The 19,239-nt window shown below is 59.3% G+C and carries 15 protein-coding genes; 8 read left to right on the forward strand and 7 right to left on the reverse strand.

Features of this window, described 5'->3' with window-relative positions:
• Nucleotides 1-67: 67 nt before the first annotated feature.
• The 4 genes from QBL02_RS03225 to QBL02_RS03240 are packed head-to-tail and all read left to right on the forward strand — an operon-like array spanning nucleotide 68 to nucleotide 4,258.
• On the forward strand, nucleotides 68-979 hold the full coding sequence (locus tag QBL02_RS03225) for a sugar ABC transporter permease (protein WP_282724917.1): 912 nt from the start codon (nucleotides 68-70) through the stop codon (nucleotides 977-979).
• Nucleotides 979-1,854, forward strand: coding sequence for a carbohydrate ABC transporter permease (locus QBL02_RS03230; protein WP_282725274.1), 876 nt, complete (start codon nucleotides 979-981; stop codon nucleotides 1,852-1,854). The genes QBL02_RS03225 and QBL02_RS03230 overlap by 1 nt, the downstream gene beginning before the upstream one ends.
• The gene (locus QBL02_RS03235; RefSeq protein WP_282724918.1) at nucleotides 1,854-3,353 is read left to right on the forward strand and encodes a glycoside hydrolase family 3 N-terminal domain-containing protein; all 1,500 of its coding nucleotides are present in this window, start codon (nucleotides 1,854-1,856) and stop codon (nucleotides 3,351-3,353) included. The genes QBL02_RS03230 and QBL02_RS03235 overlap by 1 nt, the downstream gene beginning before the upstream one ends.
• Nucleotides 3,350-4,258, forward strand: a complete 909-nt coding sequence (locus QBL02_RS03240) for an ROK family protein (protein WP_282724919.1) — start codon at nucleotides 3,350-3,352, stop codon at nucleotides 4,256-4,258. The genes QBL02_RS03235 and QBL02_RS03240 overlap by 4 nt, the downstream gene beginning before the upstream one ends.
• Nucleotides 4,259-4,274: 16 nt before the next feature.
• On the opposite strand, the gene QBL02_RS03245 is transcribed toward QBL02_RS03240, so the two are convergent.
• Nucleotides 4,275-6,209 carry an RCC1 domain-containing protein gene (locus QBL02_RS03245; protein ID WP_282724920.1) on the reverse strand — a complete coding sequence of 645 codons (1,935 nt, stop codon included), beginning with the start codon at nucleotides 6,207-6,209 and terminating at the stop codon, nucleotides 4,275-4,277.
• Nucleotides 6,210-6,562: 353 nt separating this feature from the next.
• Between QBL02_RS03245 and QBL02_RS03250 the strand changes: the two genes are divergently transcribed.
• From QBL02_RS03250 to QBL02_RS03265, 4 genes are all read left to right on the forward strand, one after another.
• Nucleotides 6,563-7,015: a GNAT family N-acetyltransferase gene (locus QBL02_RS03250; protein WP_282724921.1), complete on the forward strand. Its 453-nt coding sequence runs from the start codon at nucleotides 6,563-6,565 to the stop codon at nucleotides 7,013-7,015.
• A gap of 12 nt (nucleotides 7,016-7,027) precedes the next feature.
• Nucleotides 7,028-7,939: an EamA family transporter RarD gene (gene rarD, locus QBL02_RS03255; RefSeq protein WP_282725275.1), complete on the forward strand. Its 912-nt coding sequence runs from the start codon at nucleotides 7,028-7,030 to the stop codon at nucleotides 7,937-7,939.
• Nucleotides 7,940-7,994: 55 nt separating this feature from the next.
• Nucleotides 7,995-8,291: a metal-sensitive transcriptional regulator gene (locus tag QBL02_RS03260; RefSeq protein ID WP_282724922.1), complete on the forward strand. Its 297-nt coding sequence runs from the start codon at nucleotides 7,995-7,997 to the stop codon at nucleotides 8,289-8,291.
• Between the two features lie 283 nt (nucleotides 8,292-8,574).
• Nucleotides 8,575-10,596, forward strand: coding sequence for a hypothetical protein (locus tag QBL02_RS03265; RefSeq protein WP_282724923.1), 2,022 nt, complete (start codon nucleotides 8,575-8,577; stop codon nucleotides 10,594-10,596).
• Between the two features lie 139 nt (nucleotides 10,597-10,735).
• Here QBL02_RS03265 and QBL02_RS03270 read toward each other — a convergent pair whose 3' ends face one another.
• From QBL02_RS03270 to QBL02_RS03295, 6 genes are all read right to left on the reverse strand, one after another.
• Nucleotides 10,736-11,425: an endonuclease/exonuclease/phosphatase family protein gene (locus QBL02_RS03270; protein WP_282724924.1), complete on the reverse strand. Its 690-nt coding sequence runs from the start codon at nucleotides 11,423-11,425 to the stop codon at nucleotides 10,736-10,738.
• Nucleotides 11,426-11,507: 82 nt separating this feature from the next.
• On the reverse strand, nucleotides 11,508-12,758 hold the full coding sequence (locus tag QBL02_RS03275) for a helix-turn-helix domain-containing protein (protein WP_282724925.1): 1,251 nt from the start codon (nucleotides 12,756-12,758) through the stop codon (nucleotides 11,508-11,510).
• The gene (locus QBL02_RS03280; RefSeq protein WP_282724926.1) at nucleotides 12,758-14,242 is read right to left on the reverse strand and encodes an AMP-binding protein; all 1,485 of its coding nucleotides are present in this window, start codon (nucleotides 14,240-14,242) and stop codon (nucleotides 12,758-12,760) included. The genes QBL02_RS03275 and QBL02_RS03280 overlap by 1 nt, the downstream gene beginning before the upstream one ends.
• 133 nt (nucleotides 14,243-14,375) lie before the next feature.
• Nucleotides 14,376-15,785, reverse strand: a complete 1,410-nt coding sequence (locus QBL02_RS03285; protein WP_282724927.1) for an NAD(P)/FAD-dependent oxidoreductase — start codon at nucleotides 15,783-15,785, stop codon at nucleotides 14,376-14,378.
• 11 nt (nucleotides 15,786-15,796) lie between these two features.
• Complete coding sequence (locus QBL02_RS03290; RefSeq protein WP_282724928.1) at nucleotides 15,797-17,734, reverse strand: DUF3556 domain-containing protein; 1,938 nt, start codon at nucleotides 17,732-17,734, stop codon at nucleotides 15,797-15,799.
• A gap of 292 nt (nucleotides 17,735-18,026) precedes the next feature.
• Nucleotides 18,027-19,178: an acyl-CoA dehydrogenase family protein gene (locus QBL02_RS03295; RefSeq protein ID WP_282724929.1), complete on the reverse strand. Its 1,152-nt coding sequence runs from the start codon at nucleotides 19,176-19,178 to the stop codon at nucleotides 18,027-18,029.
• Between the last annotated feature and the right edge of the window lie 61 nt (nucleotides 19,179-19,239).

Below are 19,239 nucleotides of genomic sequence, written 5' to 3' on the forward strand. Positions count from 1 at the left end.
ACTCGACGCTGTCGAGACCGGGGCCGAGCGCACTTCACCCACACCCAACAAACCGAGAGGCAAACACATGGCACGAGCAGCACGGATACGCGGCCGTCGGGCACTCGCGCCCTATCTGCTTTTGCTTCCCGCAATCGCGATTGTGCTGCTGGCCCTCGGTTACCCAATCATTTGGCAGTTCGTCACCTCGATGCAGCAGTTCGGACTCGCCCAACAATTCGGTCAACCACCCGAATGGGTGTGGTTCGACAACTACATCGCGCTTTTCACCAACCCAACCACCTGGGTTGTAGTTGGCCGCTCCATCCTGTTCTGCCTGGTCACCGCGAGCGTCACCATGGCAGTTGGTGTCGGTCTTGCACTGTTGATGCGCAGCACAAGCAAGGCAGTTCGAATCACCCTGCAGATCGCGCTGCTTCTCGCTTGGGCCACCCCGGTTGTTGCCGCAATGACAATCTGGAACTGGATGTTCGACTGGAACCGCGGTCTCGTGAACTGGCTGCTCAGCGCATTCGGATTGCCCTTCAGCGGCCACAACTGGCTGCAGAACCCGCTCTCATTCTTTTTTGTCGCACTCATCATCGTTGTCTGGATGAGCGTGCCGTTCGTGGCCTTCTCGATCTACGCCGGGCTCACCCAAGTCTCAAGCGAAGTGCTTGAGGCTGCACAAATGGATGGTGCGTCATCGAGCGAGCGGCTGCGCCTGATCATTCTTCCCATCATCAAGCCAATTCTTGGCATTGTGATGCTGCTGCAGATCATCTGGGATCTGCGAGTATTCACCCAGATCAAGTTGCTTCAGGATCGCGGCTCCGTTGCCAGTCAAACCGATGTGCTTGGCACCTATATTTACCAGCTAGGGATCGGCTCAAGCGATTTCGCAATGGCGAGCGCAATGTCGATCTTTGTCCTTATTCTTACCGTGCTGCTGAGCTGGCCGTACGTCAGAAATCTGCTGAAGGAGGATGAGGCAGCATGATGACCGCACCTCTGTCTGTCATTGCCGAGCGAGGTAAGGCAACCCCGCGCCGCTTCACCAAGATTCTGCTGAATCTGCTCGGTGTGCTGCTCGCAATGCTTTGGGCTTTCCCTGTCTATTGGATGGTGAACTCATCGCTCTTGCCAAGCACGGTACTCGAGCGCAAAACCCCAACGCTGTTGCCCTTTGGGGGTTCTTTTAAGAACTTCACCTCAGTTCTCTCAAGCGGAACCTTTCTGAATTCGCTTGGCCTCAGCCTTGCGATCGCCTTGATTACGGTCACTTGCTGCCTCATCTTCGCTTTCCTCGCTGCACTGGCCATCAGCCGTTTTCGATTCAAGGGCCGCAAGAGCTTTGTGCTCGCGGTGCTCTTCATTCAAATGCTGCCCGCCGAGGGAATGTTCATCGCGCAGTACAAGCTAATGGGGTCGATCGGCCTACTCAATTCGGTTATCGGCGTCAGTATCGTCTACATCGCTGCCGTCGTGCCCTTCACTATTTGGATGCTGCGCGGTTTTGTCGCTGGTATCCCCGCAGACCTCGAAGAGGCCGCGATGGTGGATGGCCTCAGCCGCACTCAAGCGTTTTTGCGAATCACATTCCCCCTGCTCGCGCCCGGTCTTGTGGCCAGCGGAGTCTACGCATTCTTGCAAGCCTGGAACGAGTTCACCGTCGCACTTGTGCTGCTCGACACCAGCCACCGCACGCTACCGCTGTGGTTGCGTGGCTTCATTCAGGAGTCAGCAAACCGCGCAATTAACTGGGGCGAAGTTATGGCCGCCTCGACACTCGTTGCGATTCCGGTGATCATCTTCTTTATGTTTGTGCAGGGCCGCATGACCAGTGGCATGGTGAGCGGGGCGGTGAAGGGCTAATGACGCTGGATCGCATAGCGCTTCGGCGCGATCTTCTCGCGACGCTCATGCCAGGCTTTGCGGGCTACGGCATGCCGGATTGGGTGCCCGAAGCTTTCACAAACGGCATGCGGTCGGTCTGCATCTATGGCGAAAATGTGCGCGACGCCGAGCAACTGCATGCTCTCGGTGCACAATTGCGAGCCGTCTACCCGCAGGCCCTTATTGCCATCGACGAAGAGGGCGGCGAGGTCACTCGTCTGCACTACTTAGAGGGTTCGCCCTACCCGGGCGCAGCCGTGCTCGGCCGAATCGACGACACCGACTACACCGAACTCATCGGTGAGCGGGTTGGCCATGACATTCTTGGCGCTGGATTTAATCTGGCGCTCGGCCCCATCGCCGATGTCAACAGCAATCCGAAGAACCCGGTGATCGGAACGCGCAGTTTTGCTGCCGAACCTGAGCTTGCTGGCCGCCATGTCGCGGCTTGGGTGCGCGGTCTGCAACGCACGGGCGCTATCGCCTGCGCAAAACACTTTCCCGGCCACGGCGATACCGCGCAGGATTCACATCTCGCACTACCCAGTGTTGACGCACCAATCGAGGTGCTTGAACAGCGTGAACTGCCGCCTTTCCGAAGCGCAGTGCTCGCCGAGGTGAGCGCTGTCATGACCTCACACATTCTGCTGCCGCAGATCGACTCGGTGCCTGCCACGTTCAGTCGCAAAGTGTTGCAGGGCCTGCTGCGCGACGAGCTCGAATTCGAGGGCATCATCATTTCCGATGCCCTCGATATGGCTGGCGCAAGTGGCGAGACTGGAATTCCAGAAGCTGCAGTGCGCGCACTGATCGCAGGCTGCGATCTGCTTTGCCTGGGCACCGGCTCAGACCCGGCACAACTGCGAGCCATCGAAGAGGCCGTCGTTGCTGCTGTTGAGCATGGCCGTTTAACGCTGGATCGCCTCAGCGAGGCGGCCGAACGAGTGCGGGCGGTGACAGCGCAGCCGTTGCCCTCCCGCGAGAGCGCTGCGAACGCTGCGGGCGATCCAACGCTAAGTGAGCTCGATCGCATCAGCAAGAGCTTTGCCGGTGTGGAACAAAGTACTGCATGGCTGCGGGAGCATCCGGCGGCGCTTGTGCTGCGGGTTGATTCCGAGGCCAATATGGCGGTGGGCGAAGCCCCGTGGGGGCCATTCGCCGCTGAGGCAACGCCGATCACAGGCACCCGCTGGCAGGCCAGCGCCTTCGCGAAACGTGAGCGGCTAGACGTCGGCGGGCTACCCCATGAGGCACGTCGCAGCGACGGTGTGATTGTGATCGGCCGCGACCTGCATCGTTTGCCTCACGGTCGCGCGGCTATTGAATCGCTGCGCTCAGCGGGCGTGCCAACGCTAAGTATCGAAATGGGTTGGCCGGACGTAACCGAACACAATGGTTATGCAGATCTCAGCTGCTACGGTTCGTCACGTCTTGTTGGCGCCGCGCTCTTGCGACTCATTGAAGGAGAGTCTGAATGACCGAGCTCTACGTCGGCATGGATATTGGCGGCACGAAAACCGCTGCCGTCGTAATTGATGCCGACGGTAATCTTGGCGCGTCAACGCTCCTGCCCACCGCGCTCGGCAACGAAGGGGTGCTGCAGAGCGCAGAAGCCGCAATCGCTGCCCTCGCCGAGCAAACTGGCTGCTCGCGTAATGATTTCACCTCAGTAGGTATTGGCGTGCCTGGCCAAGTGAACTCAGAACTCGGCGAGGTGCGCTACGCCTATAATCTGCGGGTGGAATCGCTCTCACTTGCGAACGAGTTGCACGCGAGAACAGGGCTTGATGTCGCGGTCGAAAACGACGTCACCGCTGCTGCCGTTGGCGCAGCACACCTGATGCAACTCGGCCACGGTTCAGTTGCCTACATTAACCTCGGCACCGGCCTGTCTGCCGGCATTGTGCTTGATGGCCACCCTGTGCGCGGCGCAAATGGGCTCGCTGGCGAGGTTGGCCACCTCGCTGTCGATCCGCGTGGCAGGCAGTGCCCTTGCGGGCAACGCGGGTGCCTAGAAACTGTAGCGAGCGGCTCGGCTTTGAAAACATATTGGCCGGCGGGAGGCGAGCATCCCGGCTGGGTATTGGCCGATGCGATCGCAGCTGGTGATACCGAAGCGAAGTTAGCCTTTGAACTATTGGTTGAGGGGGCGGCCGCAACGGTGCGCACAATCGGCGTAACCGTCTCGCCAGACACCATCGTGATAGGCGGTGGCTTACGCAAGATTGGTGCACCGTTGATCGATGGCATTCGCGCCAACCTTGAGGCAGGCGAGCGCAAGTCACCGTTCTTGCAAAGCTTCATGCTCTCGCAGCGCATCCGAGTGGTGCCGGAGGGCATGCCGGTCGCCACCGTAGGTGCGGCGCTTTCGCCCCGCACCTAACGGTGACACCCACTCGCTAGCGATCGTTGCGGCGACGGGTTTGTGAAGCGAGCAAGGCGAGAGCTCCTGCGGCGAGCGCGACTGCCGCAAGCGCTGCGGCCAGATAGGGCTCGACCCCGCCGGTACTCACGAGCGCGTCGTTGCGGTTCGCTTCAGTTGTGTTGTTTGAGTCCTGACCGCTGTTTTCCTGCACGGTCACGGAGTAGTTGGCTGAGATACTTTTCGCTGCTTCATCAGTCCAGGTCACGGTGAAGGTGTAGCTCCCCACGGCAAGACCGGCTGCAGCGAATGTCACACGGCCGTTCGCCTCGGCCGTCACCCGAGCTTCGATCCCATCGGTAGTCGTCACAATGGGCGCAGCTTCGACCGGCGCATCGCCAGGTGAGAGTACCGTGTTGAATACGTGGGTCTGCTGGCCGACGGTGATCACCGCTGTGGTAGCGCCGGTAAGGCTCGGTCCCTGTTGAGCTAGATAGGTAAATCCGTTCGCCACGGTGATTGGGGTCTGCGCGACGCCGCCCAAGGTCCACTGAATGACCACATCGACCGGGCCAGCCGTTGCAAACGCGGGGCTCACCGCCGTAAATGTGCCGTCCGGCTTCGCCAAGATGTTTGTGCCAGCAACGCCGCCGAAAGTTACTCCAGACACTACGCCATTCTGAATAGCGGCTGTCGGCACCAAGCTTTCTGCGGTGGTGCCGTTACCGATGGTGCCGTTGGCGTTTCCGCCGATTGATTGAACGGTGCCATCGCGGCCGAGGAAATAGCTGTTCTGTACACCGGCAATAATCTGTCTGATCGGCAGCGCTTCTGCGCTGAAGGAGGCGGAGTTGAACTGAGTTGGGCTTGGTTGTGGGTTTCTTGTGCCATCGCCGACCTCACCAGCTTCGTTCAGTCCCCAGGTGTAAATCTCTTGATCCGCACCGAGCACAAACGCTGTTCCACCCAAGACGGGCATCAATGTCGCCGGTATCGCCGCGCCAGGCAAGGGGACAAGCCCAGGAACGCCGCGGTTGTCGTAGGGCGTACCGTCGCCGAGATACCCGGTGCCCCAGCTGTAGAGCTGACCGTCACTGCCCTGCGCAACAGTGAGCGCAACTGCAGTACCGACCCGAGTGAAGGGTAGGGCTGTCGGCGGTAGCCCTGAGACGTCTACCGGCGCCGGGTAGGAACGGCTGACGTTTGTGCCGTCGCCCAGTTGCCATTGAAAGTTCGTGCCCCAGCTGTAGAGCACTCCATCGGCACCGATCGCATAGCCACTGTTTTTAGCCCCCGCGTGAACAAATTCAACTGGTATCGCGGCCAGTGGGAGATCTACCCGCACCGGAGTTGGACTATCCGTAGTGGAGTTGTCCCCCAAGAACCCGCCTTGGTTACTTCCCCAGCCATACAGTTCACCGTCTGCTCCAACGGCAAACGCACTGCTCTGGTTCGCGGCAATCTGCATGACTGGGATAGCGCTGTTGGGAAGATCAACCTGGGTGGGTATCACCACTGGGGTGCCCGTGGTGCCGTCACCAATACTGCCAAAGAAGTTGTCGCCCCAGGCGTAGACCCGGCCGTTCGCGCCAACCACGTATGAGTTGCCTGCGCTCGCTGCCATATCGCCGATTGGCAGTGCGCTTGTGGGCAGGTCCGAAAGATCGACCGGCGCTGGGCTAGATTGCACCGTTGCCGAAGTGCCGATGTTGCCCAATTGACCAGTCCAGTTCGCACCCCACGACCAAATGTCGCCTTCACTGTCTTTTGCAAGCACGTGCAACCAGCCAGGAGCAATGTCGGTGAACTCCAGTCGTGGCGGCGACAGCGTCACTGTGGTGCCACCGATCACGCTCCCCGTGTTTGCCCCGGTGATTGGAGAGGCCTGGGCGGTCGCCGGGGCGATCCCGAGCAGAGCGGCCAGACCGACCACGGAAAGTACCGTCAATTTCTTTCGCGAAGACAACTTCATCTTGAGCGGTTCCTTTTCAAACATTCTTCGTGGTTCATGCAGCATTTAAGTGCGACCCAAAGCTCTCAAGCAGATAAACGGGAAGTGAATTTTCCGCCGCACTGGCCAAGCCATTGGAGGTTCGTGGCGCCTGAGCCGATCGCACACGCGGCCACACGCATTTCTCGCAAGCCTGACGCAAATTCAAGGCGACAGAAAGATAACCGTGAAGATTTGAGTAGCAGGAGAAGCTGTTTTGAGCACTGTGGATCCAGCGTTGTTTTAAACCGCAACACCCTCAACTCGGTACCAAAGTATTTGTCGGAGAGCACCACAACACTTGCGATCTTGGGGCGAGCCGCTAGCCTTAAGCTATGAACGGCATCCGACTCGAAGAACTTTCGGCAACAACTATTGTCGCGGTGAACAAGCTTGGCTTGAAGCCGGGACAGGAGCAGTTCGTCAGCCCGGTTTCGTACGCTGCAGCTGCTGCAGTTACCCCAGCGCACTCGGCTTGGCAGCGAGTTGTACTCGATGAAGATCGTGTGGTCGGGTTCATTCACGGCAACTTTGATCCCGAGGCGCAGCAGGAGGAGTTCCGGGCCGCACTCTGGCGTATCAACGTTGATGCTGAGGCTCAGGGCAAGGGTGTCGGCACCATCGCGGTGCAAGCGCTGATCGAAGAAGCCCGCCGTCGCGGAGTCAACCGCCTTACGGTGCTCTGGGAGCGCGGCGAAGAGGGCCCCGAAGAGTTCTTCTTGCACGTTGGCTTCACCCCGATCGGCGAGACGCCGTACGGTGAAGTTATCGGCGCGATCGACCTCTAAGTCTTGGCAGAGTTGGGGCCGAAGGGTCCCGGCTCTTCGACTACTTCGCGAGGCGTTGCGGTCTCGCTCGCTTCGTCGATCTCATTTGGGGTGATCTATTTCCTAACCCCGATGCTGCACCCGCTACCGGGGCTCGGCGTGTGGGCGGTGAGAGTTCTCATCTCGCTGCCCTTTGTGACAGTGATCTTGCTCGCATCACGCGATTGGCAGCTGGTCACCGATATCGCGCGCAAGATTCGCCGTAAGCCAGTAATAGTGCTCGGGTTGCTGGTCACGGCAGCAATCTTGAGCGCTCAGCTGTGGCTGTTTGCGTGGGCACCGCTAAACGGGCGCGGCATGCAAGTAGCTCTCGGCTATTTCCTGCTCCCCCTTGTACTCGTGGTCATCGGCAGATTTCTCTACAAGGATCGCATGACCTGGTGGCAGTGGGCCGCCGCGGGCACGGCTCTGATCGGCGTGATCTACGAGGTCATTCGGGTGGGCGGTATTGGCTGGGAGACCCTGCTCGTGGCCCTCGGCTACCCCGTCTACTTTGTGCTTCGTCGCGCAATGGGAACCGGTCACCTTGGTGGCATGTGGTGGGACCTTGCGCTCGTCACAGTCTTCGCCGGCATCGTTACAGTGCTGACCTTCTGGGATGGGTCAATGATCGAAGCGAATCCCTCGCTCTGGTGGTCTGCCCCCGGTGTCAGCCTGATCGCAGCGGCAGCACTTTCGTTCTATCTTGCCGCGTCACGATTGTTGTCGATGAGCCTCTTTGGCTTGCTCAGTTACGCAGAACCGGCGCTACTGGTGGTCGCCTCATTGCTCATCGGCGAGCGGATCGCGAGCGGCGAGTGGTTCTCATACGGCGCGATCTGGGGCGCGGTCCTGATTTTGACCGTGGGTGGCATCACCGAAATAGTGCAGTCTCGCCGCCGATAGCGAACTCTGCACTGTCGGAATATCAGAAGTCAGCGGTAGCGGGTAGAGTGTCGCCATGCAGGAAGAAGCACACGGACACGGTTACAGCGAGCACAAGGACGACCTTCTCAAGCGCCTTCGCCGCGCTGAGGGCCAGGTGCGCGGTATTCACCGAATGATCGAAGAAGACCAATACTGCATCGACGTCATTACTCAGGTTTCGGCAGCGACCAAAGCACTTGAGCGAGTAGCGCTCGCACTGCTCGATGATCACCTCAGCCACTGTGTTGCCGAGGCAGCGTCAGAGGGCGGCAAAGTGTCGGTTGAGAAGCTGCAAGAAGCCTCCGCTGCGATCGCTCGACTGGTGCGCTAACGTCCTTCCCGCTTTAGACGCCCCATTATCCTGCGTTCGCGCAGCGGATCGCAGGATCTCACCGGCGGGTAGGTGCGAACGAGTTCCTGCCACTCAATTCGTTCGCTCAGAATAACGCAGAGCCCGTCTGAGCACCTAACCAGGCGTACCTGTTTCTCACATTGCAACCATCTAAATCCTCCCCGCACCCGGATTTAGGGGGACCACGAAACATGCTGTGATCACAGCACCGGCGACTGTGATCAAAGCACCGGCGAGTTTGAACTGTTTCATTGGAGGAACCGTGTCTCACTCATCAACTCAAACGACCGCTTCACAAAAACGACAGCAACGCTGGATCGCAGCCCTTGTTGCCCTCGGCCTCACCATCGCGGGTGTCGTTGCCCAAACCGCCGCAGCACACGCCGCAACCGAACTCACCACCTACGTGTCAGACGCGAACGGGGGCACCTCGCAAGTGAATGCGACAGTGCTCACCCCGAGTTCCACGTTTCTTTCTGCTGACTGGTATGTCTGTAATTCAACAATGACGATCAGTTCTCAAGTCACGATAAACGGCGCTTCCGCCGTCCAAATCATCTTGGGCGATAGCTGCAACCTCACAATCAACGGAGTAGCCGCAAGCGGTGGCACTGGAATCTTAGTACCGGCGAACAGCGTGCTCAGGTTTTACGGGCAGGTAAACAACACCGGTAGGTTAAACGCCTTTGGCTATATGGGTGTCGGCATCGGAAACGTTAACGCCCTAAACGGCGTGATTATTTTTAATGGTGGTAGCTCGACAGTTGTCTCGTTCGCGTCCGAAGGAAGCCACGCATACCCCGGCATCGGCACCAGCAGTATGACCGGGATAGGCGCTCCGAACCCAATCGCCATCTTATGGAACGCGAGCGTGTATGCGCAGGGCTCAGACGGCAACGCCAACATCGCTGGTGCCCCTGGCATCGGCACAGGCACCAGCGATAACAACCAGTCCACCGTACTTGCTGGCTCAATTGCGATCGACACCACAGGAATAGTACAAGCAGTTCCAGGCGCACTCGGCTATTTCAGCCAACCTCCCGGTATCGGTAAGGGCCCCTGGGCTGGCGGCACCGGCAGCACAACAATCCCCACATATACCGTCGCCAAAAATGCTTCCGGGCCCGGCACCATGAACATGCGAACATGGACTGATTTGCTCACTACGAGCACGCCGTTCCTGAACGTCGCGGCTGGCAGCAATGTGACATTCGTTGCAACCCCGACTACCGACGCGAAACTCCGCACCGTAGATGCCGGGCTCAACTTTGTCTCAACCGATGGCCTCTCATCAACCTACCGCCTACTTGTCAACTCGATTAATACAGCTACCCCGAAGACCGCATATTTCTGGTACCCCACCACTTCAACAGTCACGACCACGCCGACAAACACACAAACCCACCCTGGCAACGTCACCATCAACGGCTCCATCACGCACGACCTCACCGACGCTCTCATCGGCAGCAACGGGCAAGCACAACTCTGGATCAACGGCGTGCTCGCGCAGACCCAGAACGTCACCTCAGGCGAAGTGACCTTCACCCACACCTCCCCGCTCCCCGGCACCTACAGCTACCAGATCAAATACTTAGGAGTGACCGATTCCCCGTTCCTCGCAACATCCGAATCGGCGCCACTCACCGGGTTCGAAGTGTTGGGTGCCCCACAAAACCCGCTCGCGATAAACGGGATCAACACCACCGGCTACACCTACGGCGATGCCCCCATACCCGTCACCGTGACCGGCGGTTCAGGCACCGGCGCGTACGAACTGACCTCGTCAAACCCGACCCTCGCATCGTTGGGCACGATCACTAACGGGGCCAGCACCCTCACGATTAACCAGGCAGGCACCTTCACTCTCACCGGCACCAGAGCAGGAGACGCCACCTATGCCGAAGCAACAGTAACCACCCCGACCATCACCGTGCTAGCAGCCACCCCGGCAGCGACCCTCACCCGCACCGGAGGCGACACCGTCACCACCCCAGTTGATGCCACGATGACCGTGAATGCACGCGGCACCGGCGCCACCCCACAAGGACTCGTGCAGTTCAGTCTGAACAACCAAAAGCTGGGCGACCCGCTCCCACTCGTTGACAACGGCGACGGCACCGCGAGTGTCTCCCTCACCGGGATCCCAATCGCAGGCACCCTGTCACAAGCAGTCGAAGCGACCTACCTGGACCAAACCGGCAAATACACGACCGTCACCAAAACTAGTACCTGGTACCTCGGCGTAAACGGATTCTGCCTCGCAGATCCACCACCAGAGACGTAGCTTTCGCGGAGCAATCCATGTCAGCCTGCACATGCCCCTCCGTCCATCACCCTGTGATTGTGCACACTACCGTCGCCCTGCGTCCGTGCATAACGACGAGAATCAGGAAGGGCGAGCGCACGTTGACGCAAGAGCAGCGCTAGCGCGAAAGCGCGGCGTGCTCCTCAAAGGCTGCCTGCACCAAAATCGGCAAGTGGTCGCTCGTACCGCGATCCAGCGTGCGAACCGAATCGATCTGAAACCCAGACGAAGTCGCGAAATCGTAGTGTCCCCGGAACATTTTGTAGCGGGTGTAGGTGCGCTTGTCGCTGAGCGAAAGCTCGTAACCCTCACCGCTCACATGACGATCGAGACGTGACTGAAAAACTGGATAGTTGAAGTCGCCAACCATCAGTGCAGGAAGACCCGGCCCAAGCGCGCGCAGCTCCGAAAGCGCGGCGCTGATCTGGTGTCGGCGCAAAGAATTCAACGCCGTCAGTGGCGCAGCGTGAAAAGAGGCAGCCACCAGATCGCGCCCGGTTTCGCGGTCGTGCAAGCGGGCGCCAAGCAGCCGCTCGTGCGCGGGCTGCAACACCCGATCATGCAGTGACTTTTTCAGTTGGAAGGTTCGCGTCGAACGAACGTGAAACCGATCCTCGCGCACGTACATGGCGAGACCGAGTCGGTTCTTTTCGGTTGCATGCACAAGACGCATGTGCCCAAGTTCTGCGGGCAGCGCGACCGAGTCCGCCTCCTGCAAACAAAGAATGTCAATTTCGTGCCGTTCGGCAAGCCCGCCGAGTTCCCCGAGCGCACGATTCTTGCGGAGGTTGTAGCTGATGGTCTTCACTCGCCATCCCTTCCCAGGCAGTTTTCACGCCTCACTCTCACTCTAAGCGCGAAAACTGTACGCCAGGTGCAGGTCTGGGCGACTAAGCTCCGAATACGTCGTGAATGCGAAGTGCCAGCGCCACCTCAAGCGGGTCAAAGTGTTGCGCGTCGCGCTGTGCCTCTTCGAAGCGAGCAACCCGGTGCCGCACAGTATTACGGTGCACACCGGTGAGCTCCGCAGTTCGCGAATAGTTCTGACCTGACGCGAAAAACACACGCAAAGTCTCACGCACCGCACTGTTGGTATCGCCGGCACCCGCATACTTGCCGAGCACCCGATGCATCCAGCGCACTGACTCTGCTTTGTCTTTCAGCAAGATGGAGGTGAGCGCAACATTCGGGTCGGAGTCGGCCACCACAGGCGAGCGCCGATACCGGTTCGAAGACTGGGCAACATGCCAGGCGCCAACGGCCTGCTGATGCGAATATCGGAAGCCCTCGATACCCGCTTCGATACCCCCGAGCGACAGACGCACCCCCGGCGCTCTCGCAATGATCTGGTCAAGGCTGGCGCGGGTTTTCGCCGACACGGAGGTTACGGGCATCGACGCCCACGACCACGCAGTTGTCCGATCCACCGCACTAATCAGTGGTGCCCGTGGCGAGCCGAGTAAGGCAGCAACTTGGCGCACCAATCGATCAAGTCGCTGCTGCGCCTCCACACCACCCGATGGATCCTCAAACCAAGCGACCATTGCGAGGTGGCGCTGATCAAGGTCGTAGTGGGTTTCTGCAGTGAAGCTCTGCGGCGAAACAGTCTCGCCGCGCAAAACCTTCAGAATAACCGCCGTATTCGTTGTTGCCCGAGCAGACCACCATCGACGATGTTCGGTGCCGTACTCTTCGGTGATCCGCTGCAGCATCCAGTCGATGTAACTGTGCACCGTGTTTGCTAGTCCCCGTACTAGCTCAATTCGTTTGCCATCTGGCAGTTCAAGACTCTCGACCTCTTCGAGCACAATTCGCAAAAACATGCTTTGCGCGAGGTAATAGGCACGGGTCAGTGAAGAAAGCGGAATGTCTCGCTGGGCAAGCCGAATCGCATATTCAACTGCGGCCGTTGGCGGTTTCAACGATTGCAAGTCGATGTTGTTCACCAGCATGTGAAAGATGGTCGAAAGGTTACTTTCGATACTCGCATGCAAAAGCTCAAGCAATTGCTGATCGCCATGCAGAGTGTCGATATTGTTCGCGAGAAGGTCTCGCATCTGCAGCGCAATGTCAGGGTGATCACGTTCAACCTGGATCACAACCTGCCGAAGCGCCTCGTGTTCTTCGATGGTGGCCAACATTATGCTCCGCGCACACCGCTGGTTTCGTGCTCTGGCACTGGCAGCACCTCGCGCCGCATCTTCGGTTTGTCGACTTTGCCAACCGGGTTGCGCGGCAGTTCGGTCACGATATTCATGCGTACCGGCACCTTGATTTTTGTGAGCAGACCCCGGCAGTGTTCAACGAGTTCTTCAGCGCTCGCGACGGCATTCGGCATCAGCACCACGTCGGCCACGGGCACCTCACCGAGTCGAGCGTGGGGCGCCCCAATCACGGCGGCCTCAAGTACGTCCGGGTGCGTGCCCAGCACCTCTTCGATTTCCTTCGGGTAAATGTTCTCACCGCCCCGAATAATCATGTCTTTGATACGGTCAACGATCGAAAGGTACCCGTCTTCATCAAGCACACCAACGTCGCCAGTATGCAGCCAACCATCACGAATCGTCTCAGCGGTGGCCTCTGGTCTGCCGAGGTAACCACGCATCACAGTTGGTCCCGAAACAATGACCTCACCTCGCTCGCCAGGTGCTACCCGGTTACCCTCGGGGTCAACAATCGCAATCTGCTGCCCGTCGAGAGCGGGCCCGACCGTGCCCGCTTTACGCACACCGTTGATGGGATTGCAGGCGCTCGCACAAGTGGTCTCAGTGAGACCATACCCCTCTGCGAGTGAAATTCCGAAGCGCTGCTCAACCCGGTCAAGCAGCTCTTTCGAAACAGGTGCGGCGCCACAAATTGCGAAACGCAGCGAGCTGGTGTTCACCGTCGCACTGTCTGGCAGTTCGGCCAGACGCGCATAGATCGCGGGAACCGCGGAGAAGTAACTGGGCTGAAAACGCTCAATCGCGGCAAAGAAGGTATCTGGCGCAAATCGGTCCAAGACCGTGATCTGCCCGCCAACCGACATGGGCGTCAGAAAGCTCACCATGATCGAGTTCACGTGGAACAGCGGCAGTACGAGGAGCGCGTGATCCTGGTCGGTGAAAGAGCACACCGCGGCCATCTGGCTGGTCATCGCCTGAGCGTTAGCGTGGTCGAGCATGACACCCTTCGGCTGCCCGGTTGAACCGCTTGTGTACACCAGTAGTGCCAGCTGATCCGGGGCGATCACGGGGTTCACGATTTCACCGAGCGGTCGTTCGCGCATCTGCTCGGGAGTGATCAAGTCGATTCCTGACACTGTGCCCGGCGATGCGAGCAAGAGCTTCGCGCCCGAGTCAGAGAGCTGGTAGTCGAGCTCTCGCGCGGTAAAGGTTGGATTGATTGGTGTGGCTGCCGCCCCAATTCGCCACGCGCCCAGAAGCGCGATCAACAGTTCAAGGCTGTTCGGCAGCATTACCGCGAGCACATCGTTTGCACCGATGCCGCGTTCGGTGAGTTGCTCGGCAAACGCCGCAGCCCGCTCTTCTACCTCGCGATAAGTGAAGGTTCGATTTGTGTCGCCCATGCACGGGCGCTCGCTTCCGGCGGCGGGAGATTCCCAGGGGAGATAGCTGAGCAGCATGTTTGTACCTTTCGCGTTGTCTTCTTTGACACGTGAGTTTCGCCAGCGTACCGCGGTTCTGTGAACAGAAACTTCGTGCAGACTGTCAGATTTGCGGAGCCATCTTGTGCATACTGCACAAGGTTTGTGAGTTCTATACCAAACGCAGCGCCCGGTGCGCCGCGTTGTAGCCACCCATACCGTGAATCCCCGGGCCCGGTGGCGTAGCGGCCGAACAGAGGTACACCCCTGGCACGCCGGTATCGTACGGCTGCGCCGTGATCCTCGGCCCCAATAAAAATTGCAGCGGAGATTTCGCGCCGGTCAAAATATCGCCGCCCACAAAGTTGGCATTCTCGGCCTCTGCCTGCGCGACGCTGCGAGAACTCGTAGCAACAATGCGTTCTCGCACCCCCGGCGCAAAACGCTCTATCTGCGCGATAACCTGCTCGCTCGCGTCACCGGCAAAACCGTTCGGCACATGCGCATAGGCGTACACCGGCACAATACTTCCGAGTGCGCGCGCTGGATCAGCAACATACTGCTGCCCAACCAACACAAAGGGGCGCTGCGGCATACGACCCGCAGAAACCTCACGCTCTGCGGCGATGATCTCGGCGGCGCTGCCACCAAGATGCACGGTGCCTGCCAGCGCAGTTTCAGGGTTGCGCCACGGAATACCGCCCTCAATCGCAAGATCAACCTTGAAGGCTGCTGGCCCCGGCTTGAACTTTTGATAGGCCCTGCGCGCTCTACTCGGCTGGTGCCCTGCAAGAATGCTCGCGGCAGCATGTGGGTGCACGTCGAGGATCAACAGGTCGTGCCGAGGCAGCTCATGTAGCCGGCTCACCCGGTGACCCGTCTCAAATCGCACCCCCAGATCGCGCAGCAGAGCAATCACCGCCTCAGTGAATTTTCCGGTGCCGCCTTTCACCACCGGCCAGCCAACCGAGTGACCGGCCGCGATAATACCTGCGCCAATACCGGTCACCAGAGGCAGGGTGAGCGGCTGCATCGCGTGAGCCGCAACGCCCATAAAGAGCGCACGCGCACGCTCATCTCGAAACATCTTTGCGACCAGGGCGGGTGGTGGGCCTGCCACCATGCCAAATCGCGCGAGCAGCAACGGATGCTTCGGGACTCTGAGCATCGGCGCCATAATGCCCGGCGCGAGCTTGTCGAAGTTCTTCGAGGGCGAGCCAAACATAGCTGCCCAGCGCCGTCCGTCAGGCCCGAGACTCTCTGCAGTTTCAGTTACCGAAGTTGAGAGCAAGGCTACGTCACCGTCATCAAGCGGGTGCGCCGCATCGTAGGGCGCATACCCCCACTCGATACCCATCGCCCCAAGGTCAAGACTCTGCAGATACGCCGAACCCGGCGCCATCGGGTGCACGGCTGCGCAGTGGTCTTGCAGCAAACCTTCGATGGGCGTCTCAACGCTGCGCGCACCACCGCCAAGGTGTTCAGATGCTTCGAGCACCGTCACCTCAACGCCGGACCGAGCAAGCACGGTGGCGGCAGCGAGCCCGTTAGGCCCGCTGCCAACCACTATCGCTGTTGTCATACTCGTTGCCGCTAGCGTTCGCCAGGTGCCGTCGGGTCTGTCGGCGCAGCAGCAGCCGGAATCGATGCGGCATCGGCCACAGCTTCTTCGGCTTGACCCACTACGCGCGCGACCGCCGTGTCAGTTGCCTGCCAGAACTCTGGCCTGCGGTCGATCACAAAACTTGGCCACTCTGAGTCAGGACGCAAGTAGCTTTCGGGTAGCGCAATCGGGCCGCGCTCTAGCCACGGTTGCTGATCCACCATCTCTGCGACATTCCAGGTACCTTCGGCGAGTACGCCGGTTGCCGCGTCGATCAGCTTCCACTCCTGAGTGCCCTTATGGATCGGTTGTGACTCAGCGTACGCGACAATCAGCTCACCCGGTTCGAAGTTGCAAATCTCCTGCAACGCTGGCAGCAGCTGGTAGCCGTGCATGTGACCATCGCCAAAGTTAAAGCCGGTTACTGAGTTGCACAAGAACTCGCCTTCGCGAATCGTGCGCGATTCAACATCTGGCAGATAGGTGTACAGCATCGAGAACAAGCCCTTACCCTGGCTCTGAGTTGCCCGCCATGCGATGGTCTGTTGCAGCGTGATCTCGGCTGCAACATAGGGGTATCCCATGGCCTGCAACTGATCGATCTGATTACTTGAGGGCCGAGTGACCGCGTTCAATTTGGCTTCGGCACCGGGCGTGAACGTGTAGAGCGCAGTGGCCCAGTTGCCGGAGTACTGCCGAAGTGAAGGAAGGAAGGAAACCTTGTCCGGGCGCACATTGCCGAGAATCGGGAAGAACAGCAGGATCACGAGCACCCCGATCAGCAATACCGGGCTTGAGAAATCACCAACTGAGAAACCTGCCTGTGCAGGGAATCCCAAGAACAGCGCGAAGCCGAGATAGCCAAAGAGCACATTCCATTCAAGCGGCACAGCCAGTGGGAAAGTCGAAATGATGAACAGGCAGAAGCACGCCATCAAAATCGCAGCGGCCCAGGTCACGGTGCTGTTGGTCGAGAAAAGCAGCGCTAGCGGTGCCGCGATTTCTACAATCGTGCCGAGCACGTGAGCGGTAAGACTTGCCACCTTTGACGGGCGCATGTCGTCTGGAAAATTGCGATACATCGAACGCTTCAACCACTTTGGAGCCCAGAACGGGGTGTTGCTGAGCATCGGCGGAATCACAAGAGTGAAGTGACGGCCGAACTTGCCAACCGCGGCCCCCACCCACGAGGTGACGATGGCCAGCTTGCCTGCAATGATCATGTCGGCAAACGTGCCGAGCGTAGGCAGCACTGCAAAGAACAGGAAGAGCGGCAGGTATTGTTCGGCGCGAGCTGCCAAGAAGAAAATCTTGTCGCGTAGGCCAAGCAACAGCCAGAACGCCATCGCTGCGAACAGCGGCACGGTGTTGATCAGCCCGTGACCCGCTTTGCCCCAGGTGTCACTCATCCAGGCAGTCACTTCAGCGTTTGGCACGCCTGGCAGCACAAGAGCGGCGACTAGCGAGATGAGAAACGCATAGTAGAGCGTGACATCAAGTCCGGTACGAGTGTGGCCAGCAGTGCCTGGCACCCAGGAGAACGGGCGAACCCTAATCGTGCCGAGTTTTGAGTAGAACAGGAAACCACCCATCATTGGCTTGAATTTGCCTGCGAGAGGCCCCCAAGATCCAGCGAGGTTGAGGGCTTCGAGCAGCACGGTCCAGACCACAAGACGCTGGTACACGATGGGGTCGTTCCACCAGATGTTCACTTCCCAAAACGCGCTGACGCCGATTGTTGCGACGGCAACTCCGGCGAGCGCATAAAGCACAACAATCTTGAAAATGTAGATCACATTGATGTTTCGGGCCGTGCCGAATCCGTATTCACCCCAGTGTTGGGCAAGCGCGCGAACGCGAGTTTGCAGTGGTGAATTAAGAAATGTCGCCGGGTCGACCGGCGGGAAGTGTCCTTCTTTGAAGCCCATGTCATCTCCTTTGGTGCAGGGTTTCGATTGGCGAATACGCTCAGCGTCGTATTCGAGCGACCGATCCCCCGCCAGGTGCCTCATCGTCGTTGACGCCACGTGACCGCGAATCTGACCGCGTGCTGACAAGCATCGGCGAGGATCACCCTGCCCCGATGTACGGCCCTGTACATCTTGCGCACCCGACTTGTGCAGTCTGCACTGTTTTGCCACCGCGCTTCACAAAAAACCAAAAGCGCCCCCTCGCCGATGGCGAGAGAGCGCTTTCTATTGGGGCTTTGTGGGGTGAAGTTTACGCAACTCCGAGTGCACGAGCGATCAGCAGCAGCTGCACCTCGCTGGTGCCCTCACCGATCTCAAGAATCTTCGAGTCGCGATAGTGGCGAGCAACTGGGTACTCGTTCATAAACCCGTTGCCACCGAACACCTGGGTCGCGTCGCGCGCGTTGTCCATTGCAGCGTCGCTAGCAGTGAGCTTGGCAAGGGCAGCTTCGGTCTTGAAAGGCTTGCCTGCGTCGCGAAGACGCGCGGCATGGTGCCATGCAAGACGCGCGCCGTGCACACGCTGCTGCATCCGGGCCAGCATGAACTGAATCCCCTGTCGGGTAGCCAGCGAGCTCCCGAAGACGGTGCGTGACTTGGCGTATTCGACTGCAGCTTCAAGGCAACCCTCAGCCGCACCGGTCGAAAGCGCCGCAATCGCGATGCGGCCCTCATCAAGGATGTGCAGGAAGTTTGCGAAGCCGCGGCCCCGCTCGCCGACCAGGTTCTCGGCTGGTACCCGCACATTGTTGAAGGTGAGTGGGTGGGTGTCTGAGGCATGCCAACCGACCTTGTCGTAGGCAGGCTCGACGGTGAACCCTTCGGTGCCGTTTGGCACCAGGATCGCAGAAATCTCTTTGCGACCGTTTGATTCACCGGTGACGGCAGTTGCTGTCACGAATCGGGTGATCGATGTGCCCGAGTTCGTAATGAACTGCTTTGAGCCGTTGATTACCCATTCGTCGCCTCCGAGGCGAGCCGTGGTGCGGGTTGCACCCGCGTCGCTACCGGCTTCTGGTTCGGTGAGGCCGAAGCCTGCGAGCGCCTTGCCTGCAAGCAGGTCTGGCAGATACTTTGCTTTCTGCTCCTCGGTGCCGAAACGGTAGATCGGCATTGCGCCGAGGCTTACACCGGCTTCGAGGGTGATCGCCATTGATTGATCGACTCGGCCGAGCGCTTCAAGCGCGATGCAAAGCGCGAAGTAGTCGCCTCCCTGCCCGCCGTATTCCTCGCTGAACGGCAAGCCAAAAAGGCCAAGCTCGCCCATGCCGGCGACCACGTCCATGTTCAGGGTGTGAGTGCGGTCAGCCTCATACGCCTGTGGTGCGACGACGCCCTCGGCGAACTCCCGCACCATGCCGGCAAGCGCCGACTCTTCTTCGCTCAGATTGAAGTGCTCCACTGCGACTCCCGATTATTAGTGAGTAATTGAAATAGACGTTATCTCACATGGAAGTGCATAT

The sequence above is a fragment of the Leucobacter sp. UT-8R-CII-1-4 genome, from assembly GCF_030010235.1.
Lineage (GTDB): Bacteria > Actinomycetota > Actinomycetes > Actinomycetales > Microbacteriaceae > Leucobacter.